The 20,140-nt window shown below is 70.9% G+C and carries 25 protein-coding genes; 13 read left to right on the top strand and 12 right to left on the bottom strand.

The window, feature by feature from the left end:
* The first annotated feature begins 1 nt into the window (after position 1).
* Positions 2–1,276: an NtaA/DmoA family FMN-dependent monooxygenase gene (locus Ate02nite_RS33670; protein ID WP_203811903.1), complete on the top strand. Its 1,275-nt coding sequence runs from the start codon at positions 2–4 to the stop codon at positions 1,274–1,276.
* Positions 1,273–1,767, top strand: coding sequence for a flavin reductase family protein (locus Ate02nite_RS33665; RefSeq protein WP_203811902.1), 495 nt, complete (start codon positions 1,273–1,275; stop codon positions 1,765–1,767). Before Ate02nite_RS33670 ends, Ate02nite_RS33665 begins: the two co-directional genes overlap by 4 nt.
* Here Ate02nite_RS33665 and Ate02nite_RS33660 read toward each other — a convergent pair.
* Complete coding sequence (locus tag Ate02nite_RS33660) at positions 1,761–2,648, bottom strand: LysR family transcriptional regulator (protein WP_203811901.1); 888 nt, start codon at positions 2,646–2,648, stop codon at positions 1,761–1,763. The two genes, Ate02nite_RS33665 and Ate02nite_RS33660, sit on opposite strands and share 7 nt — an antisense overlap.
* A gap of 84 nt (positions 2,649–2,732) precedes the next feature.
* Between Ate02nite_RS33660 and Ate02nite_RS49140 the strand changes: the two genes are divergently transcribed.
* From Ate02nite_RS49140 to Ate02nite_RS33640, 5 genes are read left to right on the top strand one after another with little or no spacing between them, the layout of a single operon-like run.
* Complete coding sequence (locus Ate02nite_RS49140; protein WP_239147911.1) at positions 2,733–3,155, top strand: NAD(P)H-binding protein; 423 nt, start codon at positions 2,733–2,735, stop codon at positions 3,153–3,155.
* Positions 3,149–3,559 carry a Rossmann-fold NAD(P)-binding domain-containing protein gene (locus Ate02nite_RS49135; RefSeq protein ID WP_239147905.1) on the top strand — a complete coding sequence of 137 codons (411 nt, stop codon included), beginning with the start codon at positions 3,149–3,151 and terminating at the stop codon, positions 3,557–3,559. The genes Ate02nite_RS49140 and Ate02nite_RS49135 overlap by 7 nt, the downstream gene beginning before the upstream one ends.
* Before the next feature lie 23 nt (positions 3,560–3,582).
* Positions 3,583–4,410, top strand: a complete 828-nt coding sequence (locus tag Ate02nite_RS33650) for an ABC transporter ATP-binding protein (RefSeq protein ID WP_203811900.1) — start codon at positions 3,583–3,585, stop codon at positions 4,408–4,410.
* Positions 4,407–5,399, top strand: coding sequence for an aliphatic sulfonate ABC transporter substrate-binding protein (locus Ate02nite_RS33645; RefSeq protein ID WP_203811899.1), 993 nt, complete (start codon positions 4,407–4,409; stop codon positions 5,397–5,399). The genes Ate02nite_RS33650 and Ate02nite_RS33645 overlap by 4 nt, the downstream gene beginning before the upstream one ends.
* Positions 5,396–6,199 carry an ABC transporter permease gene (locus Ate02nite_RS33640; RefSeq protein WP_203811898.1) on the top strand — a complete coding sequence of 268 codons (804 nt, stop codon included), beginning with the start codon at positions 5,396–5,398 and terminating at the stop codon, positions 6,197–6,199. Before Ate02nite_RS33645 ends, Ate02nite_RS33640 begins: the two co-directional genes overlap by 4 nt.
* A gap of 1,017 nt (positions 6,200–7,216) precedes the next feature.
* On the opposite strand, the gene Ate02nite_RS33635 is transcribed toward Ate02nite_RS33640, so the two are convergent.
* Complete coding sequence (locus Ate02nite_RS33635) at positions 7,217–7,660, bottom strand: lamin tail domain-containing protein (RefSeq protein ID WP_239147904.1); 444 nt, start codon at positions 7,658–7,660, stop codon at positions 7,217–7,219.
* A 101-nt stretch (positions 7,661–7,761) separates the two neighbouring features.
* Positions 7,762–8,637: a LysR family transcriptional regulator gene (locus Ate02nite_RS33630; protein WP_203811897.1), complete on the bottom strand. Its 876-nt coding sequence runs from the start codon at positions 8,635–8,637 to the stop codon at positions 7,762–7,764.
* Between the two features lie 82 nt (positions 8,638–8,719).
* Between Ate02nite_RS33630 and Ate02nite_RS33625 the strand changes: the two genes are divergently transcribed.
* On the top strand, positions 8,720–9,937 hold the full coding sequence (locus Ate02nite_RS33625) for an MFS transporter (protein WP_203811896.1): 1,218 nt from the start codon (positions 8,720–8,722) through the stop codon (positions 9,935–9,937).
* Here the strand turns inward: Ate02nite_RS33625 and Ate02nite_RS33620 are convergent.
* The 3 genes from Ate02nite_RS33620 to Ate02nite_RS33610 are packed head-to-tail and all read right to left on the bottom strand — an operon-like array spanning position 9,891 to position 12,366.
* On the bottom strand, positions 9,891–10,517 hold the full coding sequence (locus Ate02nite_RS33620; RefSeq protein ID WP_203811895.1) for a 3-oxoacid CoA-transferase subunit B: 627 nt from the start codon (positions 10,515–10,517) through the stop codon (positions 9,891–9,893). The two genes, Ate02nite_RS33625 and Ate02nite_RS33620, sit on opposite strands and share 47 nt — an antisense overlap.
* Positions 10,517–11,200, bottom strand: a complete 684-nt coding sequence (locus Ate02nite_RS33615; RefSeq protein ID WP_203811894.1) for a 3-oxoacid CoA-transferase subunit A — start codon at positions 11,198–11,200, stop codon at positions 10,517–10,519. Before Ate02nite_RS33615 ends, Ate02nite_RS33620 begins: the two co-directional genes overlap by 1 nt.
* Positions 11,197–12,366: a thiolase family protein gene (locus Ate02nite_RS33610; RefSeq protein ID WP_203811893.1), complete on the bottom strand. Its 1,170-nt coding sequence runs from the start codon at positions 12,364–12,366 to the stop codon at positions 11,197–11,199. The genes Ate02nite_RS33615 and Ate02nite_RS33610 overlap by 4 nt, the downstream gene beginning before the upstream one ends.
* Before the next feature lie 62 nt (positions 12,367–12,428).
* On the opposite strand from Ate02nite_RS33610, the gene Ate02nite_RS33605 reads away from it, so the two are divergent.
* The 4 genes from Ate02nite_RS33605 to Ate02nite_RS33590 all read left to right on the top strand — a co-directional run bounded on the left by Ate02nite_RS33605 (position 12,429) and on the right by Ate02nite_RS33590 (position 16,618).
* Entirely contained in the window at positions 12,429–13,316 is an 888-nt protein-coding gene (locus Ate02nite_RS33605; RefSeq protein ID WP_203811892.1) for a LysR family transcriptional regulator, read from the top strand.
* Positions 13,317–13,447: 131 nt separating this feature from the next.
* A complete protein-coding gene (locus Ate02nite_RS33600) occupies positions 13,448–14,050 on the top strand; it encodes a hypothetical protein (RefSeq protein ID WP_203811891.1) in 603 nt (200 codons plus the stop codon).
* Positions 14,047–15,564: a glycosyltransferase family 2 protein gene (locus Ate02nite_RS33595; RefSeq protein WP_203811890.1), complete on the top strand. Its 1,518-nt coding sequence runs from the start codon at positions 14,047–14,049 to the stop codon at positions 15,562–15,564. The genes Ate02nite_RS33600 and Ate02nite_RS33595 overlap by 4 nt, the downstream gene beginning before the upstream one ends.
* A gap of 232 nt (positions 15,565–15,796) precedes the next feature.
* Positions 15,797–16,618: an EamA family transporter gene (locus tag Ate02nite_RS33590; RefSeq protein WP_239147903.1), complete on the top strand. Its 822-nt coding sequence runs from the start codon at positions 15,797–15,799 to the stop codon at positions 16,616–16,618.
* Here Ate02nite_RS33590 and Ate02nite_RS33585 read toward each other — a convergent pair.
* From Ate02nite_RS33585 to Ate02nite_RS33575, 3 genes are read right to left on the bottom strand one after another with little or no spacing between them, the layout of a single operon-like run.
* On the bottom strand, positions 16,592–17,266 hold the full coding sequence (locus Ate02nite_RS33585) for an HAD family hydrolase (RefSeq protein ID WP_203811889.1): 675 nt from the start codon (positions 17,264–17,266) through the stop codon (positions 16,592–16,594). The genes Ate02nite_RS33590 and Ate02nite_RS33585 overlap by 27 nt on opposite strands.
* Positions 17,267–17,298: 32 nt before the next feature.
* The gene (locus Ate02nite_RS33580) at positions 17,299–17,613 is read right to left on the bottom strand and encodes a transcriptional regulator (protein ID WP_203811888.1); all 315 of its coding nucleotides are present in this window, start codon (positions 17,611–17,613) and stop codon (positions 17,299–17,301) included.
* The gene (locus Ate02nite_RS33575) at positions 17,610–17,753 is read right to left on the bottom strand and encodes a hypothetical protein (RefSeq protein WP_203811887.1); all 144 of its coding nucleotides are present in this window, start codon (positions 17,751–17,753) and stop codon (positions 17,610–17,612) included. The genes Ate02nite_RS33580 and Ate02nite_RS33575 overlap by 4 nt, the downstream gene beginning before the upstream one ends.
* 122 nt (positions 17,754–17,875) lie before the next feature.
* Here Ate02nite_RS33575 and Ate02nite_RS33570 point away from each other — a divergent pair, with 122 nt between their 5' ends.
* Positions 17,876–18,298, top strand: a complete 423-nt coding sequence (locus tag Ate02nite_RS33570; RefSeq protein WP_203811886.1) for a pyridoxamine 5'-phosphate oxidase family protein — start codon at positions 17,876–17,878, stop codon at positions 18,296–18,298.
* Here the strand turns inward: Ate02nite_RS33570 and Ate02nite_RS33565 are convergent.
* The 3 genes from Ate02nite_RS33565 to Ate02nite_RS33555 are packed head-to-tail and all read right to left on the bottom strand — an operon-like array spanning position 18,295 to position 20,132.
* Positions 18,295–18,651 (bottom strand): PRC-barrel domain-containing protein, encoded by a 357-nt coding sequence (locus Ate02nite_RS33565; protein WP_203811885.1) that lies wholly within the window; start codon positions 18,649–18,651, stop codon positions 18,295–18,297. The two genes, Ate02nite_RS33570 and Ate02nite_RS33565, sit on opposite strands and share 4 nt — an antisense overlap.
* 5 nt (positions 18,652–18,656) lie before the next feature.
* Positions 18,657–19,298: a DUF2461 domain-containing protein gene (locus Ate02nite_RS33560; RefSeq protein ID WP_203811884.1), complete on the bottom strand. Its 642-nt coding sequence runs from the start codon at positions 19,296–19,298 to the stop codon at positions 18,657–18,659.
* 9 nt (positions 19,299–19,307) lie between these two features.
* On the bottom strand, positions 19,308–20,132 hold the full coding sequence (locus Ate02nite_RS33555) for an SDR family oxidoreductase (protein WP_203811883.1): 825 nt from the start codon (positions 20,130–20,132) through the stop codon (positions 19,308–19,310).
* Positions 20,133–20,140: the final 8 nt, after the last annotated feature.

Here is a 20,140-nt window from a genome sequence, read left to right as displayed (position 1 = left end):
CATGACCGAACGCCGCACGGGACACGTCATCCTCGGCATCAACGTCCTCGTCCTCGGCTACCTGCCGGCCGCCTGGCAGTCGCCGCTGCTGACGAAGGACTCCTTCGTCGACCCTGAGTACTGGGAGGGCATCGGCCGCACCGCCGAGCGGGGCACCCTCGACGCGATCTTCCTGGCCGACGGCCCGGCGCTCGGCGATCCCGCCTACGACGCCAACCCGATCAAGCTGGAACCCACCGTCAACTGGGGTTACGTGGCCGGCGCCACCTCGCACGTCGGTCTGGTGTCGACCGCTTCGACGACCTTCAACGACCCGTTCGAGCTGGCCGAGCGGCTGCTCTCGGCCGACGTGCTGTCCGGCGGCCGGGTCGGCTGGAACATCGTCACCAGCCGCGGAGCGGTGTCCGCCCGCAACTTCGGCCTCGCCGACGTGCCGCTGCGCGACGACCGGTACGAGCGGGCGCACGAGTTCGTCGACGTCGTCACGGCCCTGTGGGATTCGGCCGCCACCGGCCAGGACATCCACCACCACGGCGAGTTCTTCGACGTCGACGGCCGGCTGCGGGTGCCGCCGTCGGCCCAGGGCCGCCCGGTGCTGCTGCAGGCCGGCGGCTCCCCGAAAGGCCGGGCGCTGGCCGGCCGGGCGGCCGAGGGCGTGTTCGCGGCCGAGCTGACCAAGGGCCAGGCGATCGAGCACTACCGGCTGGTCAAGGGGCTGGCCCGGGAGAACGGCCGGTCGCCGGACGACGTGAAGATCCTGCCCGGCCTGCTGCTCAGCCTGGGCAGCACCGAGGAGGAGGCCAAGCGTCGCAGCGACGAGCTGCACGACGCCGGCCCGGCGTCCTACTCGATCGGCTGGCTGTCCCAGTCGATCGGTTACGACGCCTCGAAGCTGGCCCTGGACGAGCCGTTCCCGGAGGACGTGCTGGCCGCCCCGGCCGACCCGCAGACGTTCCAGGGCAGCATCGGCTTCCGGGAGTCGATCGTCACCCAGATCCGCCGCACCAACCCGACCGTCCGCGAATATTTGAAGCAGACCCGCTACACCGGTTCCGGGCACGCCGGTTTCGTCGGCACCCCCGAGCAGCTGGCCGACCACATCGAGGACTGGTTCCACGCGGGCGCGATCGACGGCTTCAACCTGCAGCCGGACGTGCTGGCCGACGGCCTCGACGTGATCGCCGACGAGCTGGTGCCGATCCTGCGGCGGCGCGGGCTCTATCGCCACGAGTACGAGACCAGCACCCTGCGGGAGCACTTCAAGGGGGCGTCATGACCTTTCCCACCAACCAGGACCTCGACCCGCTCCGGCTGCGCACCGTGTTCGGGATCTTCCCGAGCGGGGTGGTGGCGGTGGCCGCTCAGGTCGACGAGGTGCTCGTCGGCCTGGCCGCCAGCTCGTTCACCTCGGTCAGCCTCGATCCGCCGCTGGTGCAGTTCTCCATCGCCAACGCCTCCAAGACCTGGCCCGACCTGCGCCGGGCCCGGCACCTGGGGGTCACCATCCTGGCCGACCGGCACGGCGGCCTGGCCCGCCAGCTGGCCGGCCCGCCCGAGTCCCGGTTCGACGGCGTCGAGGTGGTGCTCAGCGACGACGGCGCGGTGACGCTGCCGGACGGGCTGGCCCAGTTCGACACCACCATCTACCGCGAGGTGGAGGCCGGCGACCACACCATCGTGCTGCTGCAGCTGCACGCGGTCGAGCACGCCGACCACTCGCTGCCGCTGGTCTTCCACCGCAGCGCGTTCGGCCTGCGCGGTCAGTAGTAACCGTGCGTCTTGACGTGGCCCGGCACCAGGTCGAGCAGGGCCCGGGTGGCCCGGGTCGGTTCCGCGGCGAGCCGGGCCAGCGCGAGGGTCCACGAGGTGGCGGGCGGATCGAGGGCGACCGCCACCACCTGCGCGCCGGCCTCGGTGGCCAGCGGCGGCACGAGCGCCACCCCGATCCCGGACTCGACGTAACCCGGGATCGTGGTCACGTCGCTGACCTCGACTGCGACCGTGCGGCCGCCGCGGAAGTCGGCGTCGGTGCGGCTGCGGTTGCAGAAACCGATCGGCAGGTCGATGAACGGCTCCCCGAGCACCGCCGCCCGGGTGGTCGTGCGCGCCGAGGCCAGCGGATGGCCGGCCGGCACCAGCAGGCGCGGCTGGAACGTGGCGATCGGGTCCAGGTGCAGGCCGGGCACGCTCGCCGTCTCGACGCCGACGAACGCCACGTCGAGGGTGCGGCCGCGCAGTGCGGAGAGCAGGCCGTCGCTGCCCGCCGCATCGACGCGCAGGCTCAGCCGTACGCCCGGATGGCGCTCGCGGAAGTCGCGGACCAGCCCCGGCAGATCGATTTTGGAGAGCCTGGCCAGGGTGCCGATCCGCAGGCTGCCGGTGATGCCGGCCCGGGTGCCGTCGACCGCGGCCCGGGCCTGGTCGAGCGAGTCGAGCGAGCGCCGGGCCTCGGGCAGCAGCGCCCGCCCGGCCTCGGTGAGCCCGACCCGGGTGGTGCTGCGCTCGAACAGGGGAGTGCCGAGGTCACGCTCGAGGGCGCGGATGCTCGCCGAAACGGTCGACTGCACGGCGTGCGTGCGCTGGGCGGCCCGGGTGAAGTTCAGCTCCTCGGCCACCGCCACGAAGAACTCCAGCTGACGCTGTTCCATCGGCCGATCCTATCGCCGACAGCGATCAGTGGAATCGGAAGTATTCGTTTCCGGCGAACACCTGACAAGGGGTAGATCTTGAGCATGAACATTTTCCTGACCGGCGCGACCGGTTATCTCGGCTCGGCCGTACTGCCCGCCCTGCTGGCCGCCGGTCACTCCGTCACCGCCCTGGTCCGCGACCCGTCGCGGCGCGTGGAGGGCGCGGCCCCGGTCGTCGGCAGCATCGACGACCACGACCTGGTCCGCCGCCTGGCCGCCGAGGCCGACGCGGTCATCGCCACCGCCTCACCCGGCGACGCGACAAGCGCGACCGTCGAGACCGCCTTCGCCGACGCGGTCCTCGACGGACTGCGCCCCGGCAGCATCTTCGTGCGCACCGGCGGCGTCTGGGTGCACGGCTCCGGCGCCGAGCTCACCGAGGAGACCCCGCGCAACGCCCCCGCCCTGGTCGCGAGGCGCTCGACACCCGGGTCCTGGCCGCGCCCGGCATCCGCTCGGTGCTGATCGAGCCCGGCATCGTCTACGGCCACGGCCGGGGCATCCTCGGCCTGGTGACCGGCGCCGAGCGGGTGGACGGCGCGCTCCGGCTGGTCGGTCCCGGCACCCAGCACTGGACCACCGTGCACGTGGACGACCTGGCCGAGCTCTACGTGGCGGCGCTCGGCGCGACCGGCGTCTTCCTCGGCGTCAGCGGCGACAACCCGACCGTCCGCGAGCTGGGCGAGGCGGTCGGACTCCCGGTGCTGCCGGAGGAGCCCGCCGCCCTGGTCGAGCGGCTCGGTGCCTTCGGCGAGGCGCTGCTGCTCGACCAGCAGGCGACCGGCGACAAGGCGCGGCGCGAGCTGGGCTGGAAGCCGTCCCGTCCGTCGGCAGTGGAGGAGATCAAGCTAAGCCTAGTAAACCGGTAGGCCCTATAGATAGAATGCCGGCTATGCGTGAGCCGGCGGGTCTCGAGTTCTCGGGCGTGGGCAGGGCATTCGCGGTGGCCGGCCGGCACCGCCAGGTGCTGACCGGCATCGACCTGACCGTCGCCCCCGGCGAGGTCATCGCCCTGCTCGGCCCGTCCGGCTGCGGCAAGTCCACCCTGCTGCGGCTGGCCGCCGGCCTCGACGCACCCAGCGCCGGCACGGTGTCGGTCGACGGCCGCCCGGTGCGCGGCATCGAGCCGAGATGCGCGGTCGTCTTCCAGGAACCGCGGCTGCTGCCCTGGCGCACCCTGTTCCGCAACGTCGCCTACGGACTGCCGCGCGGCGTGACCGGCGAGCCGGCCCGCCAGGAGGTCGAGCACTGGCTGAGGGTGGTCGGCCTGGACGCCTTCGCCCAGCACCGCCCCCGGCAGCTGTCCGGCGGCATGGCTCAGCGCGCCGCCCTGGCCCGGGCTCTGGCCCGCCGCCCCGGGGTGCTGCTGCTGGACGAGCCGTTCGCCGCCCTCGACGCACTGACCCGGCTGCGCATGCAGGACCTGTTGGCCGAGGTGCAGCGCGAGGCCGGCACCACGGTCCTGCTTGTCACCCACGACGCGGACGAGGCCCTGCACCTGGCCGACCGCATCGTGCTGCTCGGCTCCGGCTCCGACGCCGGCTCTGGCCCCGGCTCGGGCTCCGGCTCCGATGATCCGGAGGCCGGCTCGGTGGTCCGGCTGGTGCTGCCGATTCCCGGCGCCCGCCCGCGCGACCGCGGCGACACCACCCTCGCCGAACTGCGTGCCTCCCTGCTGTCCGAGCTCGGCGTGAACGTCCACGGAAGGATCCAGGCATGAGGGTTGTGCGCGCTTTTCTGGCCGCCGCGTTGTCAGCGGTGGTGCTCGCGGGCTGCGTGGACGGTGAGGACACGGCGAAGGCCCCGGCGGCGACCACGTTGCGCTTGGACTACGCCTACTACAACCCGCTGAGCCTCGTGCTGCGCGAACAGAAGTGGCTGGAGACCGACCTGGCCGCGAAGGGCACCACGGTGACCTGGCAGCTCTCGGCCGGCAGCAACAAGGCCAACGAGGGCCTGCGCGCCGACGTGATCGACATCGGCTCGACCGCCGGCGCCGCCGCCCTGGTAGCCCGGGCGAACGGCACTCCCATCAAGACCATCGACGTGTTCAGCCAGCCCGAGTGGGCCGCGATCGTGGTGCCGAAGGCCTCGACGATCACCGCGGTGACCGGCCTGCGCGGCAAGCGAATAGCCGCGACCAAGGGCACCGACCCGTACTTCTTCCTACTGAGGGCCTTGGACGAGGCCGGCCTGAAGCCGGCCGACGTAACGGTGGTGAACCTGCAGCACGCCGACGGCCGAACCGCCCTGGAGCGAGGCCAGGTGGACGCGTGGGCCGGCCTGGACCCGCTGATGGCCCAGAGCGAAACGGATGCCGGTTCAAAACTGATCTACCGCAACGTGGCCTTCAACTCCTACGGCGTGCTGAACGCCCGCGAGGCCTTCCTGGCCGCCCACCCCGACCTGGCCCAGGCCGTGGTGAACGCTTACGAGCGAGCCCGCAAGTGGATCACCGACAACCCGGCCGACGCGGTGGCCCTGTACGCCCGCGAGGCCAAGATCTCCCCCGAGGTAGCCAAACGGGTGCTGACCGAACGCACCAAACTGGACGTGGACCCGGTCCCCGGTGACGCCCAGCGAGCAGTCTTCGAAAAGATCCTCCCGGTCCTGGTGGCCGACAACAACGTCAAGAGCGGGGAGTCGGCCCGCACGGCCCTGGACACGTTGCTGGAGCCGAAGTACGCCTCCGCCCGGACCACCGCTTGAGCCTGACCGAGGAGCGCACCGCAACCGCCGCTCCGCAAAAGTCGGCGCCGAGTCGCGTAGGCCTCCGGGCGATCGGCGTAGTGCTCCCGCTGCTCCTGCTGGGCGTGTGGCAGCTGCTGGCCACCGCCGGCGTCTACTCACCGGCCCAACTCCCACCCCCGGCCGAGGTGGCGTCGGCCTTCGGCGACCTGGTCGCCCGCGGCGAACTGTGGCACCACATAGCGATCAGCACCCAGCGCGTGCTGATCGGCTTCGCCGCCGGCGCCGCCCTGGGCCTTGCGCTGGGCGGCCTGGTAGGCCTTTCCCGAACCGCGAACGCCGCACTTTCCCCCACGGTCCAGGCGATCCGAGCGGTCCCGTCCCTGGCCTGGGTCCCGCTGCTGCTGCTATGGCTGGGCGTAGGCGAAACCCCAAAGATCGTCCTGGTAGCGATAGGAGCGTTCTTCCCGGTCTACACCACAGTCTCGGCAGCCCTGTCCCATGTGGATCCACATCTGACCGAGGTAGGCCGGGCTTACGGCCGCTCCGGCCTACCCCTGGTCGCCACGATCCTGTTCCCCGCCGCAACTCCGGCGATCCTCTCGGGCCTGCGCTTGGGCCTGGCCCAGGGCTGGCTGTTCCTGGTGGCGGCGGAGTTGATCGCCTCGTCGATGGGCCTGGGTTTCCTACTGATAGACAGCCAGAACACCGGCCGAACCGACGTAATGCTCCTGGCGATAGTCCTGCTGGCCGCCCTGGGCAAGCTGACCGACACTTTCCTGGGCTTCGCCGAAACCCGCCTGCAAACAGCCAGGCGCTAACCTCCAGCCTTTTCAAAGTACGCGCAGCCCAAAGTCCCGCCGCCACAGTCCCGCCAGGCGAAACTCACCCTCCCCGCGCCCGCTGCGGCCGGCCCCGTCCCAAACCCAAAACCGCGGGCGGTAGCGCCAAGGCGGCACGCCCAGCCAAGGTTGGGCAGTTGCCGCCAGCACCACAAACCAGATCCACAAGATCGCGCCGCGGCGCGGGGATGGGCGCGGGGGCGGGGTCGGGTCGACCGCACACCAGATCCACAAGATCGCGCGGCCGCGGGCGCGGGGCCGCGAGCCGGCGGCGGCGGGCCACGGGCCGGCGGCGGCGAGGCGGTATGCCTGGCGGAGGTTGGGCGGTTGCCGTTCGCACCGCACGCCAGATCCACAAGATCGCGTCTTGGCGCGGGCGCGGGCGCGGAAGCGGGGCCGGCTGCGGGGGCGGGGCGGTATGCCTGGCGGAGGTTGGGTGGTTGCCGTTCGCATTACACGCCAGATCCACAAGATCGCGCAGGCTGCTGGCCGCGGCGGTATGCCTGGCGGAGGTTGGGTGGTTGCCGTTTGCACCACACGCCAGATCCACAAGATCGCGCGGGCGCGGGCGCGGGCGCGGGCGCGGGCGCGGGCGCGGGCGCGGGCGCGGGCGCGGGCGCGAGAGCGGGGCGGAGCCGGGGGTTGGCGCGGAGGCTGGCCGCGGGCCGGTGGCGGCGGGGCGGTATGGCTGGAGAGGTTGGGCAGTTGCCGCTCGCGCCACACACCAGATCCACAAGATCGCGGCTTGGGCGCCTGGGCCGCGCCGGGCCGGGCGCCTGACTCGGATCTTGCGGATCTGCTGCTTGGTCCTGACGGGATGTCCACACGGTCGGGGCGAGCCGGCTCTTGGCGTCGGATTAATCCGTCATGTCACTTTGGTGGGGTGCGGGCCGGGGCGCGGGAGCGCTGTCCGGACGGACGGGCGCGGCGCCACGATGTGGTCGCGGGCTCAGGATGCGAGAGCCGGCGCTCACCTGGTAGGACGGCGGCGAGAAGCTAGCAATTCGTGGGGGTGGAGCCGGATTTCCAGGTGCACGTGTCTATTGTTTTGCCGGCTGTGTTTTTCAGGGTTGCGGTGTCGCCGGTGTTGTTCCAGATGTAGGCGGCGGACTGCCAGAAGATGTGGCCGCTGTAGGCCGTGCCCTTGCCGGTGTGCAGGTACAGGTTGGCCTTGGCCGGCACCGTCACCGCCGGGAACTTGAAGATGTGGTTCGACTTGTCGCGTACGGTCCAGTTCTTCAGCTGGATCGCCTTTGTCGTGTTGTTGGTCAGCCGGACCCATTCGGCGTTGAGGCTCGCGTTGCTGCGGGTGTCGGTGCCGGGGGAGTTGTACTGGATTCTCGTGAAAGTGACGGCCGGCGCGGCGGCATAAGCGGGAGCGGCTAGGCCGACGATCGCCGGCGTCATTGCCAGGGTGACCAGAATTCGGCGTAATTTCACGGTGGTGGCCTTTCGTTGAGGACGGGTCCACTTTCGGGCACGAAAGAAACCGCGGTAGTCCACTGATCGGCCGAGTCCGGATCCACCATTCACTTTCGCGGTCAGTCGTACGGGCCGGCCTCCTGCACCCATTGCCGGAAGCGTTCCGCCGGCGGCGCGAGGCGGCGGTCGGTGCGCCAGGTGAGGCCGACCACGCGTTCGGCGCCGGTCGCCTGCAGTGGGACGCCGATCGTGCCGGTGGCGCCGGCGAACTGCTCGGGCACCAGTGCCACGCCCAGGCCGGCCCCGACCAGGCCCTCGACCGTGCCCAGGTCGCCGATCTCGAAGGCCACCCGCAACGCCACCCCGGCCGCCGCGAACAGCTCCTCGACCTGGGCCCGGAACCCGAAGCCGGGCGGCACCGTGACCACGTCCTCGCCGGCCACGTCGGACAGTCGCACCGAGCGCCGGCCGGCCAGGCGGTGCCCGGCCGGCACGATCAGGGCCAGGCGCTGCCGCTGCATGACCTGCCAGCCGTACGGGCCGTCGGGGCGCGGCGAGGTCAGGGCCAGCTCGGACGCGCCGGTGGTCAGGTCGCGGAGGATCTCGTGGCCGGGCTCCTGGCGCAGCTCGACTCGCAGCCGTGGCGCCCGCAGCCGGACGTCGTGCAGCATCCGCGGCACCAGCGAGGTGGACATCGAGTCGAGGAACGCGAGCCGGACCGTGCCGGCTTCGGGGTCGAGCACGCTGGCCAGGTCGCGGCGCAGGCGGTCGTGCCGGTCGACGATGTCCCGGGCGGCGGCCAGGGCCAGCTCGCCGAGGGGGTTCGGGTGCACGCCCTTGGCGTCACGTTCGAACAACCGGGCCCCGAGCTCCTTCTCCAGCCGGGCGAGCAGCCGGGACAGGGTCGGCTGGCTGGTGTGCAGGGCGGTGGCCGCCTCGGTGACGTGTTCGTACTCACCCAGGGCCAGCAGGCTGCGGAAATCGTCGATCTGCACGCCAGCGATCATACGTGCGGCGCATGGAGACGACCCAGTCAATGCATTGGACGTATATCAGCAGGCGGCGCACGGTGGCCCGATGGGTTATCACGCCGGCGAGGCCGGCTACCGCCGTGTCTGCCTCGCCCTGTTCGCCGCCGGGGTGGCCACGTTCGCCCTGCTCTACAGCACCCAGGCACTGCTGCCCGAGCTGGCCACCGCGTTCGGCGTCACCCCGGCGCAGAGCGCCTGGTCGCTGTCCGTCGCGACGGTCGGGCTCGGGGTCGCGCTGCTGGTCACCGGGCCGCTGTCGGAGAAGGTCGGCCGTACCCGGCTGATCCATCTGTCGTTGACGTTGTCCGGCCTGGTCGGGCTGGCCTGCGCGGTCGCGCCGAGCTGGCCGGCGCTGCTCGGGCTGCGGCTGCTGCAGGGGGTCGCGCTGGCCGGGCTGCCCGCGGTCGCCACCGCCTACCTGCGCGAGGAACTGCACGCCGACACCCACGCGCGGGCGGCCGGCCTCTACATCGGCGGCACCGCGCTGGGCGGCATGGCGGGGCGGCTGGTCACCGGCGGGATCGCCGAGGCGTACGGCTGGCGGTGGGCGATGGCCGGAGTGGCGCTGCTCGGCCTGCTCTGTGCCGCGGTGGTCGGCGCCCTGCTGCCGGCCTCGCGCAACTTCGCACCCCGCCGGTCCGGCGCCATGACGCTGCGCGCGGTCACCGATCCGGCGCTGCTCTCGCTGTACGCGATCGGCGCCTGCGCGATGGGCGCGTTCGTGGCCGTCTACAACGCGATGGGCTTCCGCCTGACTTCGGCGCCGTTCCTGCTCGGCGCGGGCGCGGCCGGCGCGGTCTTCCTGGTCTACCCGGTCGGCACGCTCAGCTCGGCGGTCTCCGGACGGCTCGCCGACCGGTACGGCCGCCGCGCGGTGATGCCGTTCGGCTGCCTGCTCACCGCGGCCGGGCTGCTGCTCACCCTGCCCGACCGGCTGCCGATCATGGTGCTCGGCCTGGCCGTGATGACCGCCGGCTTCTTCTGCGTGCACGGCGTGGCCAGCGGCTGGGTCCCGGCCCGCGCGCACGCCGGCGGGGTGCCCTCGGGCCAGGCCGCGTCGCTCTACCTGTTCGCCTACTACGCCGGCTCGTCCATCTTCGGCAGCCTGTCCGGCACGGCCTGGTCGCTCGGCGGCTGGCCCGCGGTGGTCGTACTCGCCATGGTCTTTATCGTGATCAGCGGCGGCCTAGCCGCCGGCCTGCGCCGAACGCCGGCCCTTACGCCAGCGGTACGTCCAGTCGTTTCCGCAGCTCGTCCAGGGTGACGCCGAAGGTCTCCCGGACCGACGCGCCGTCCGGGCCGACGTCGATGATCGCGAGGTCGGTGTAGACCCGGCTGACGCAGCGCAGGCCGGTCAGCGGATAGGTGCACTGCGGCACCAGCTTGGGCCGGCCCTTCTTGTCGAACAGCGTCATCATCACGAAGACCTGCTTGGCCCCGATGGCCAGGTCCATCGCCCCGCCGACGGCCGGGATCGCGTCGGGCGCGCCGGTGTGCCAGTTGGCCAGGTCGCCGGCCGCCGACACCTGGAACGCGCCCAGCACGCAGACGTCCAGGTGGCCGCCGCGCATCATCAGGAACGAGTCGGCGTGGTGGAAGTAGGACGCGCCGGGCAGCTCGGTCACCGGGACCTTGCCGGCGTTGGTGAGGTCGGGGTCGATCTGGTCGCCGGTCGCGGCCGGACCCATGTTCAGCATGCCGTTCTCGGTGTGCAGCACGATGCCCGCGTCGGCGCCGAGGTGGTCGGCGACCTTGGTGGGCTGGCCGATGCCTAGGTTGACGTAGGAGTTCGGCGGGATGTCGCGGGCGACCACCGCCGCCAGCTCGTCCGGGGTCAGCGACATCAGCGGGCTCCCTGCACGGTGTAGTTGCGGGCCTCGACCCGCACGACGCGGTCGACGAAGATGCCCGGCGTGACGACCGCCTCCGGGTCCAGGTCGCCGGTCGGCACCACCTCGCTGACCTGCACGATCGTCCGGGTGGCGGCGGTCGCCATGACCGGGCCGAAGTTGCGGGCGGTCTTGCGGTAGACCAGGTTGCCCATCCGGTCGGCGCGGTGCGCGCTGATCAGCGCGACGTCCCCCTTGATCGGGTATTCCAGGACGTAGTCACGCCCGTCGATGGTGCGGGTCTCCTTGCCCTCGGCCAGCGGAGTGCCCACCCCGGTGGGACAGAAGAACGCGCCGATGCCGGCGCCGGCGGCGCGCATCCGCTCGGCGAGGTTGCCCTGCGGGACAACCTCCAACTCGATCCGGCCGGACCGGTACAACTCGTCGAAGACGTACGAGTCGGCCTGCCGGGGAAAAGAGCAGACCACCTTGCGTACGCGACCCGCCTTGAGCAGTGCGGCCAGGCCGACGTCGCCGTTGCCGGCGTTGTTGCTGACGATGGTCAGGTCGGTGGCGCCCTGCCGGATCAGGCCGTCGATCAGGTCGAACGGCATCCCGGCGAAGCCGAACCCGCCGACCAGGACGGTGCTGCCGTCCTCGATCCCGGCGACCGCCTCGTCGACGCTGCCGGCGATCATCGGCTCGCCGCCACGTTCTCCAGGACCACGGCCAGGCCCTGGCCGACGCCGATGCAGATGGCGGCCACGCCGTACCGCTCGTTGCGCTCGCGCAGCACCTTGGCCAGGGTGCCGAGGATGCGGCCGCCGGAGGCGCCGAGCGGGTGCCCGATCGCGATCGCGCCGCCCTTGCTGTTGACGATCTCCGGGTCGATGCCCCAGGCGTCCACGCAGACCAGCGACTGCACCGCGAACGCCTCGTTGAGCTCGACCGCGCCGACCTGGTCCCAGGTGACGCCGGCCCGCTTGAGGGCCCGGTTGGCCGCCTCGACCGGCGCGTAGCCGAACTCCTGCGGGTCGAGCGCGAACGCGCCCCGGCCCCGGATCGCGGCGATCGGCTGCTGCCCGAGCACGTCGGCGGCGGCTTCCGAGCCGATCAGCACGGCGGACGCGCCGTCACTGAGCGGCGAGGCGTTGCCGGCGGTGATCGTGCCGTCCTTGCGGAAGCTCGGCTTCAGCGCCGCCAGTTTCTCGACCGACGAGTCCGGGCGGACCCCCTCGTCCCGGGTCAGCCCCTCGATCGGGGTGATCAGGTCGTCGTAGAACCCGTCGTCCCAGGCCCGGGCGGCGAGTTGATGCGAGCGGGCGGCGAACTCGTCCTGGCGTACCCGGCTGATCTTGAATTTCTCCTGCAGTTGTTCGTTGCACTCGCCGAGCGAGATCGTCCATTCCTTGGGCATCCGGGGGTTGACCAGGCGCCAGCCGAGGGTGGTGGAGACCGCGGTGAGGTCGCCGGGCGGGAAGCCCTTGGCCGGTTTCGGCAGCACCCAGGGCGCGCGGGTCATCGACTCGACCCCGCCGGCCAGCACGATCTCGGCGTCGCCGGTCTCGATCGCCCGGGAGGCGAGCATCGCCGCGTCCAGGCTCGAGCCGCACAGCCGGTTGACCGTGGAGCCGGGCACCGAGGTCGGCAGGCCGGCCAGCAGCGCCGCCATCCGGCCGACGTTGCGGTTCTCCTCGCCGGCGCCGTTGGCGTTGCCCCAGATCACCTCGTCGACCGGGGCCGGGGTCTTCGCCAGCAGTGCCGCGATGACGTGGGCTGCCAGGTCATCGGGCCGGACCCCGGCGAGGGCGCCGTTGAAGCGGCCGAACGGGGTGCGGGTGGCCGCGTAGACGTAAGCAGTCATGGTCTCCACGGTAGGCCTCCGGCTTGAGACCCTGAAGTACCAAAATCCCCTAGGATTCAGATGTGGAAAGTCTCATTCGCCTGCGCTATTACCTGGTGGTCGCGGAAGAGCGGCATTTCGGGCGGGCCGCCGCCCGGCTGAACATGGCGCAGCCGCCGCTGTCCCAGGCCATCCGGCGTCTGGAGAGCGAACTCGGGGTCGAGCTGCTGCACCGCACCACCCGCCGGGTCGAGCTGACCGACGCCGGCCGTGCCTACCAGACGCGGGTCCGGGCGATCCTGGCCGACCTCGACGACGCCGGGCACGAGGCCCGCCGGGTCGCCGCCGGGGCGGTCGGCCACCTGGCGATCGGCTGCGTCGGCTCGGTCACCTACAGCCTGCTGCCCGCCCTCTCCCGGCACCTGGCCGTCGAACTGCCCGGCGTCGACTTCTCCTTCCGCGGCGAGATGCTCGCCCCCGACCAGATCGAGGCGCTGCGCTCCGGCGAGATCGACCTGGCCCTGCTGCGCCCGCCGGTCGCCGATTCGTCGCTTTCGGTGATTCCGCTGCGCCGCGACCGGTTGGTCGTTGCGCTCCCAGCCGGGCACGTGTTGACGAAGAAGAGGCCGCTGAAGATCGCGGACCTGCGGGACTCCCCGCTGATCGTGCACTCCGCCGACCGCCGCTCGGTGATGTACGACCTGGTGCTCGGCCTGTTCCGGGAGGCCGGCCTCGACCCGCGCATCCGGCACGAGGTCGGCGAGACGTCCACCCTGATCACCCTGGTCGCCGGGGGACTGGGCGTGGCCGTGGTGCCCGAGCCGGTGACCGCCCTCGCCCTGGACGGCGTCGCCTACCGCCCGCTGACCCACCCGGACGCCGGCATCGACCTGGCCCTGGCCCACGGCGCCGGCCGGGCCGAGGCGCACCTGACCCGCACCATCGCGCTCATCAAGGAGCTGGCCGGGTAGAGGCTCGGTTTCAAGTTCGGAGCGGAAATTCGCTCAACTGCCCGTGATCGCTGCCGACGTGCTGGCTGACCCGCCGTCCGATCTTCAGCGAAGGGCCACCGTTGCGAGTCCCCCGAATCGTGGCAACTGGCATGACCGCCGCCGTGCTCTGCGGCAGCCTCACCGGCTGCAGCAACCTCAAAGAGCTCACCAGTAGCAGCAAACCGCTGGTCAAGGCCGGCGCGACCCACAGCGCATCGCCGTCCGCGTCCCCGTCGGCCTCGCCGACCGCGGTCCCCGTCGTGCTGTCCACCCGGGCCAGTGGCCCGCTGGACACCGGCACGGCCACCCACCGGTTGAAACAGGGCAACTTCACGGTTCAGCTGACCTACTGGACCGGCGACAACGCCAAGCTCTACACGGCCGAGTCACTGAAGACGATCAACGTCGCGGCCCACATCGAGGACGCCGACAGCACCCACCAGGTCATCATCTCGTCCTTCCAGGTGATTCAGGACGACGGCACCAAGCGCTCGGTGGTCGACACCGACACCGGCAAGTTCGACGTCACCCCGCCGTACCCCTACAACACCGTGGTGACGGTGCCGGCCGCGACGACCGGAGCAACGAAGCTCACCTTGACCATCCAGGTGGACCTCCTGGTGGAGACCGCCCCGAAGTCGAACAGCTACTACCGCTCCACCGCGCTCGACACGCTGACCTTGCCGCTGCTGACGAATGGTGCCGCCGAATGACCGAGTCAAGCCCCGGCCTGCGCCGGGCCACCGACCGCCAGATCCTGCTGCCGCGCAGCGACAAGGCCGGACCGCTGGCCCTGCCGCCGGCCGTCCCGCAGCTGCACGAGCTGGAGGCCGTGGAGGCGATATCTGGCGAGATTGCCTCGACCGCCAGCAGCAACACCCCCCGGCACGCCACGATCAGCTGCATCATTCCCTGCTACAACGAGCAGGACACGATCGCCGAGGTGCTCAAGAGCATCCTGGCCCAGACCCGGCTGCCGGACGTCATCCACGTCATCATCAACAACACCGACGACGACACCCCGGAGATCGCCCGCAGCTTCGCCGGCCGGCACACCCGCAAGGTCAAGGGCGTCGAGTTCGTCACCACCGTCCACGTGCACGACATGGGCGTGAACCCCGACAAGAAGGTCGGGGCGCTGAACTACGGCTACTTCCTGTCCCGCGGCTTCGACTACGTGCTCGGCGTCGACGGCGACACCACGCTGGCCCGGGACACCGTGGAGCGGCTCGAACTGGAGATGACCGACGACCCGCGGATCGGCGGGCTGAGCGCCATCTACAGCATCGACAAGAGCCGGTTCAAGGGCACCATGGCGCGCTTCCTGATCGCCGGTCAGCGGGCCCAGTTCGCCGCCTTCAACATGGACAACCTGCTCCGCGGCCGCAACATGGCAGTGCTGGGCGGCCAGTGCAGCCTGTTCAACATGCGCGCGCTGGAGACCGTGATGATCCGGCACCACCAGCAGGCGCCGTGGGTCCGGGACAGCGAGGTGGAGGACAGCAAGCTGTCGCTCCAGATCAAGGACGCCGGTTACAGCACCAAGATCAGCGCAAGCGCCCGGGCGTACGTCGGTCCGATGACCAACCTCCGGGCCCTGCACGGCCAGCAGGTCAAGTGGAACTTCGGCGCCATCGACCTGTTCTGGCCGGGCCAGCGAGGCGACAACAAGGGCCAGCCGATGCACCCCAACCTGCGGCTGCGCTGGTACGAGAACATCTCGATGGGCTTCAACATCGCGTCCCGGATCGGCTTCATGCTCCTGCTGGTGGCGGCGCTGTCGATCCACGCGTTCGTGTTCAACCCGATCTGGCTGATCCCGCCGGCCATCGCCATGCTGCTGAACTTCCGCCTCGCCCTGGCCATGCAGGACAAGAGCGCTTCCGACCTGCTGTACGCCTTCCTGATCATCCCGGCCGAGTTGTACATGTGGATCCGGATGGGGCACTTCGTCTCGGCCTGGACCCAGTTCCTGGCGCAGAGCGACAAGGACAACTGGGCCGCCCAGGCCAACGCCGAGAAGGGCAAGGGTTCGGCCTACGTCATGCCGCTGGTGGTGCTGTTCGCCATCCTGGCCGGCGGCATCTACGCCTGGAGCCAGCAGAGCGTGGGCGTCCAGTCCGCGATCCTCTCGCTGGGCTGGCCGATCCTCTACATCGCCACCATCGCCCAGACCGTCTTCATGCTGCGCAAACTGGTGCGCCGGCACCGCGGCTTCGCCGTCTAGGACCTTTTGGGGACGCAGCCCTCATCGGACCCGGTCCGGTGGGGGCTGCTTTGTGCCCACGCTTTGGGAGGGCTTCACCTCCTCGACCTGGAAGAGTTGCAAGAGCTTCGGCACGCCCGGATTAGGCCGGAAGGTCCCCCACCTGCGGGCGACTGACCTGCGGCTTTGCGGTCGGCATCATCGGCCGCATGGTTTCCTGTGACGGCGTCGGCCGCTGATGGGCTTGGCGTGGATGATGACGGCTGCCCTCGGGGCGGCGGTCGCGTGGGGCTTCTCCGACTTTCTCGCCGGGCTGCTGGGCCGCCGCCTGCCGGTGATGACGATCCTGCTCGGCTCGGAGCTCGCCGCGATGCTGCTGGCCCTGCTGGTCGCGGTCGGCCGGGGAGTTCCGCCCCGGTGGGACGACCGGCTCTGGCTGGCGGTCGTGGCCGGGTTCATCGGGCTGCCGTCGATGGGCCTGCTCTACCGGGCGATGCGGGACGGCTCGGCCGCCGTGGTGGCCCCGGTCGCCGCCATCTCCGCGCTGGTCCCGGTGGGCTGGGGCCTGCTGCACGGCGAACGCCTCGGCCTCGGCGCCGGCCTGGGCGTCGCGGCCGGGCTGGTCGGCGCCACGATGGCGAGCTGGCCGGTGCCCGACGAGGAACGGGGGCGCACCCGGCGCTCGGCCAACCTGTGCGCGCTCGGGGCCGCGCTCGGCCTCGGTGTCTACTTCGTGCTGCTGCACGAGGCGGGCCGAGCCGACGAGTTCTGGGCGCTGGTCACCGTACGGGTCGCCGAGGGGTTGATCGCCCTGGTCCTTGCGGTTGTTCTGCACCGCTTCGATCTCACCCTGCTGGGCCTGCCGATCCTGGTGGTCGGCGCGTCCGACGCGGTGGCCGACGCCGCCTTCATCGCCGGGGCCACGGCCGCGCTGGCACCCGCCGCGGTGGTGGCGTCTCTATACCCCGCGGTGACTCTGTTGCTCAACCGCTCGGTGCTGCGCGAGCGCTTGCACGCCGTACACCTCTATGGGGTTTTTGCTGCTCTTCTAGCCGTTGCCTGCCTGGCCAGATGATCTTTGGAGGGCCGCGATGATCTCGGGGAAGGTGTCCACCGCGGCGGTGACGTAGCGCGGGTCGAACTCGTCGAGGCGGCGTACGCCGCTCTGCAGGCAGGCGACGAACCGGATGCCGGCCTCGCCGGCGGCCACCGCGTCGCCCGGCGAATCACCCACGTAGACACACTGCTCCGGCCGGAATCCGGTGTCGGCCAGCAGCTCGTCGAAGACCCGCGGATCCGGCTTGCGGAAGCGGGTGTTGCCCTGGTGGTAGGCGCCGGTGACCCGGCCGGCCAGCACGTGGTCCGGGGCGAGCAGATGCTGCACCTCGGCCTCGGTGCGCGAGGTCAGCAGCAGGACCGTGTGCCCGTCGGCGACCAACCGGTCCAGGGTGTCCAGGTTCTCCGGCGGGATGACGTCGAGGCGTCCGTCGACGAGGTAGCGCTGGTGCAGCACCGGGAACAGCTCGGCGAACCGGCCCAGGTCGAGGCCGGGGGAGCGGTGCGGCATGGCGTCCAGCAGCGGCTCACCCCAGGTGGACAGATGCACCGCCCGGCTCATCGGCGCCCGCCCCATCCCGGCCAGCACCTCGTTCTCCAACTCGAACGAGGCGGCCTCGGTCAGGCACAGCGTGTCGTCGACATCAATGATCACCGCGAGGGTCATATGTGTAGGTCCGCCGCGCAGCCTCGTGCCCGTCAGGCGATCTGCCGAAGATCGTTGCCGTAGTCGAAGATGATCCGCATCCGGGCACCCAGCGCCCGCGCATACCGACTCAACGTCGCGACCTCGTTGGCGTCGAGATCCCCGTTCTCGATCTGGCTCACCCGCCCGGGCGAGACACCCATCAGCTCAGCCACCTGCCGCTGTGTCATTCCCAGCCGCTTGCGTTCCTCGGCGAGGTGATAGGCGCTGATCCAGGCCTCGGTCCGTGCCCGCTCCGTCGCCAGAGCTTCGTCGTCCCCGTCGTGCAGTTCCGCACGGAGGTCTTCCCAATCCTCGAACTCGCTCACGAGTCCTCCCTCCGCGGCATGTCGATGGCGACGTTCACCGAGCGGAAGACATCCGGATCTGCCTGGCGCAGTGTCCGCAGCCAGGTGCGCACGTCAGAGGTCGTCTTGATCGACCAGCGACGCGGTGCGTCCTGAGGCATGACCCGACTATAGCTTGAGCTAAACAACAACGGAGCGGGCCGCGTCGTACGGCGATTCCTCGTTAACCCGCCCGGGTCAGCTGAGCGTCACTCGACGATCATTCCCGGCGTACGCTGCCGGCATGTCTGAGCCTGTGGAGAACCGGCGGCGGCTGTCACGCGCGGAGAGCGTCGCGCTGCTGTCCCGGCCGCTGGCCGGGGTGTTCTCCACGTTGCATCCGGACGGCTGGATCCACTCCGTACCGGTGTATTTCCTCGTCGCCGGCAGCGAGATCAAGGTTTTGGCCGAGGCCGCCGCGGTCAAGACCCGCAACGCGGCGAGCGCCGGCCAGGCGACGCTGTGCGTCGAGGTCACCGACGACACCGTACGCAGCTTCGTCAGCGTCTCCGGCCCGGTCACCACCCGCCGCCCGCCTCCGCCCGGCGACCTCGCGGCCCTGGACGAGAAGTACGGCCGCAGCGACTTCGCCACCGTCGATTCGCCCGACGCACTCATCCTGGTGCTCCGGGCGGAGCGATGGATCGCCTGGTCCGACTGGGATTAGCGGCGGGCCAGGCGGCGTTCGCCGGCGGCGCCGGTTTGGTAGGGGACGCCGAAGTGGGCGAACACCCGGGGCTCGTCGGCGGCGGCCAGTTCGCCGTCGACGTCGATGGCGGGGGCGTCGCCGACCAGCTTCTTGTCGTACCGGACGCGGACCGCGGCCGGGGTGACCGTGGCGCCGTCGAGCGGCACGAAGACCAGCCGGTGCCGGCCGATCATGCCGATTCGCACGGTGGCGAAGGCCGGTTCGTCGGTCGAGGTGTCGACGTAGACCGCCTCCAGCTCGCCGATCTTGGCGCCGTCCGGGTCGATGACTTTTTCGCCTCGCCAGTCACGCAGGTTTTCCGCTGGGAACATGCATGTCAGGTGCCCGCCGGCCGGGTGTGGGAAACGTGCTCTTCCAGCCATTGCCGCAGCGGGCGGCTGGTGCGCAGGAAGGTGACGACCCGGTTCTTGGCGGCCGCGGTGCCGAGCCAGGCGGCCGGTGGCCACTCGGTCCAGGTGGTCAGGCCCTTGTGCCGCAGCAGTTCGATGCGCGGGTGGTCCTTGGGGAAGCCGCGCGGCGCGGTCTTGAGGCTGTCGTGGCCGACCACCCCGATCTTGGCCTTTTCCAGGCCGGCGATGAGCGCGGCCAGTTCCGCCCCGGTGCGTTCGTCGGCGACCGCCCGGCGGTATCGCTCCAGCTGGTCGGGCTCCAGGTGGTACATCCCGGAGCCGGCCGCGAGCCCGTCCGCCGACAGCTGCAGGTAACCGCCGAAGGTCAGCCATGCCCCCAGGTGGTTCTTGTAGGGGGTCTTGTCCTTGCTGAACCGCACATCCCGGTACGGCCGGAAGATCTTGCCGGGCCCGAACTCCGGTTCCAGCTCGGCGAGCAGCTCCTGCATCGGCCCGCGCACCTGCTCCTCGTAGAAGGGCAGGTGCGCGGTCCAATAGGTCTTCGAGTTGTCGGCGCCGAGCCCCTCGTAGAACTCCAGCGCCTCAACCGGCCATCCCCGGAATGTCACCCGGCGAGTCTAGGACCCCTGGGCCTCGGTGGAGACGGCCTGCCATTCCTTCCACTCGGCCAGGCGGGACTCGTAGTCGGCGGTGGCGATGCCGATCGGGGAGGTGCCGAAGAAGATGCGCAGCGGCGGGTTCTCCGCGTCGACGACCTTGAGGATCGCCGAGCGGGTCGCCGCCGGGTCGCCCGGGTTGGCCACCCGGCTCTTGCGCGTCTCGGCGGCCAGCTCGCGGACCTTGTCGTAGGTGTCGAGCTTGGTCGCGTGCTTGGCCGACGCGCCACCCCAGTCGGTGCTGAAGCCGCCCGGCTCGACCAGCGTCACCTTGATGCCGAACAGCGCGACCTCCTGGGCGAGGGCCTGGCTGAAGCCTTCGAGGGCCCACTTGGAGCCGTTGTAGATGCCGATGTTGGCGAACGCCGAGATGCCGCCGATCGACGACACCTGGATGATGTTGCCGCCGCCGCTCTCCCGCAGGTAGGGCAGGGCGGCCTGGGTGACCCACAGCGCGCCGAAGACGTTCGTCTCGAACTGCGCGCGGGCCTCCTGTTCGCTGATCTCCTCGATCATGCCGAACTGGCCGTAGCCGGCGTTGTTGACGATCACGTCGAGGCGCCCGAAGTGCTCGTAGGCCCGGGCGAGCGCGGCCAGCACGGCCGGCCGGTCGGTGACGTCGAGGGCGAGAGCGAGCACCTTGTCGCCGTACTCGGCGGTGAGCTCGTCGAGCGAGGAGACGTCGCGCGCGGTCGCCGCGACACGGTCTCCCCGGTCGAGAGCTGCTTCGGCCCACTCGCGGCCGAAGCCGCGGGACGTGCCGGTGATGAACCAGGTCCTGGCCACGGTTATGT

The sequence above is a fragment of the Paractinoplanes tereljensis genome, from assembly GCF_016862435.1.
Lineage (GTDB): Bacteria > Actinomycetota > Actinomycetes > Mycobacteriales > Micromonosporaceae > Actinoplanes > Actinoplanes tereljensis.
Note: the sequence above shows the minus strand (reverse complement) of the source record. Positions and strands in the feature narration are given on the sequence as shown.

Excerpts from the sequence above, each read along its gene's own strand:
- Ate02nite_RS33615 (WP_203811894.1), bottom strand. The coding sequence starts at position 11,200 with ATGATCGCCGGCAGCGTCGACGAGGCGGTCGCCGGGATCGAGGACGGC.
- Ate02nite_RS33620 (WP_203811895.1), bottom strand. The coding sequence starts at position 10,517 with ATGTCGCTGACCCCGGACGAGCTGGCGGCGGTGGTCGCCCGCGACATC.
- Ate02nite_RS33650 (WP_203811900.1), top strand. The coding sequence starts at position 3,583 with ATGCGTGAGCCGGCGGGTCTCGAGTTCTCGGGCGTGGGCAGGGCATTC.
- Ate02nite_RS33660 (WP_203811901.1), bottom strand. The coding sequence starts at position 2,648 with ATGGAACAGCGTCAGCTGGAGTTCTTCGTGGCGGTGGCCGAGGAGCTG.
- Ate02nite_RS33625 (WP_203811896.1), top strand. The coding sequence starts at position 8,720 with ATGGGTTATCACGCCGGCGAGGCCGGCTACCGCCGTGTCTGCCTCGCC.
- Ate02nite_RS33670 (WP_203811903.1), top strand. The coding sequence starts at position 2 with ATGACCGAACGCCGCACGGGACACGTCATCCTCGGCATCAACGTCCTC.
- Ate02nite_RS49140 (WP_239147911.1), top strand. The coding sequence starts at position 2,733 with ATGAACATTTTCCTGACCGGCGCGACCGGTTATCTCGGCTCGGCCGTA.
- Ate02nite_RS33575 (WP_203811887.1), bottom strand. The coding sequence starts at position 17,753 with ATGCCTCAGGACGCACCGCGTCGCTGGTCGATCAAGACGACCTCTGAC.
- Ate02nite_RS33665 (WP_203811902.1), top strand. The coding sequence starts at position 1,273 with ATGACCTTTCCCACCAACCAGGACCTCGACCCGCTCCGGCTGCGCACC.
- Ate02nite_RS33645 (WP_203811899.1), top strand. The coding sequence starts at position 4,407 with ATGAGGGTTGTGCGCGCTTTTCTGGCCGCCGCGTTGTCAGCGGTGGTG.
- Ate02nite_RS33595 (WP_203811890.1), top strand. The coding sequence starts at position 14,047 with ATGACCGAGTCAAGCCCCGGCCTGCGCCGGGCCACCGACCGCCAGATC.
- Ate02nite_RS33585 (WP_203811889.1), bottom strand. The coding sequence starts at position 17,266 with ATGACCCTCGCGGTGATCATTGATGTCGACGACACGCTGTGCCTGACC.
- Ate02nite_RS33590 (WP_239147903.1), top strand. The coding sequence starts at position 15,797 with ATGATGACGGCTGCCCTCGGGGCGGCGGTCGCGTGGGGCTTCTCCGAC.
- Ate02nite_RS33600 (WP_203811891.1), top strand. The coding sequence starts at position 13,448 with ATGACCGCCGCCGTGCTCTGCGGCAGCCTCACCGGCTGCAGCAACCTC.
- Ate02nite_RS33610 (WP_203811893.1), bottom strand. The coding sequence starts at position 12,366 with ATGACTGCTTACGTCTACGCGGCCACCCGCACCCCGTTCGGCCGCTTC.
- Ate02nite_RS33570 (WP_203811886.1), top strand. The coding sequence starts at position 17,876 with ATGTCTGAGCCTGTGGAGAACCGGCGGCGGCTGTCACGCGCGGAGAGC.
- Ate02nite_RS33565 (WP_203811885.1), bottom strand. The coding sequence starts at position 18,651 with ATGTTCCCAGCGGAAAACCTGCGTGACTGGCGAGGCGAAAAAGTCATC.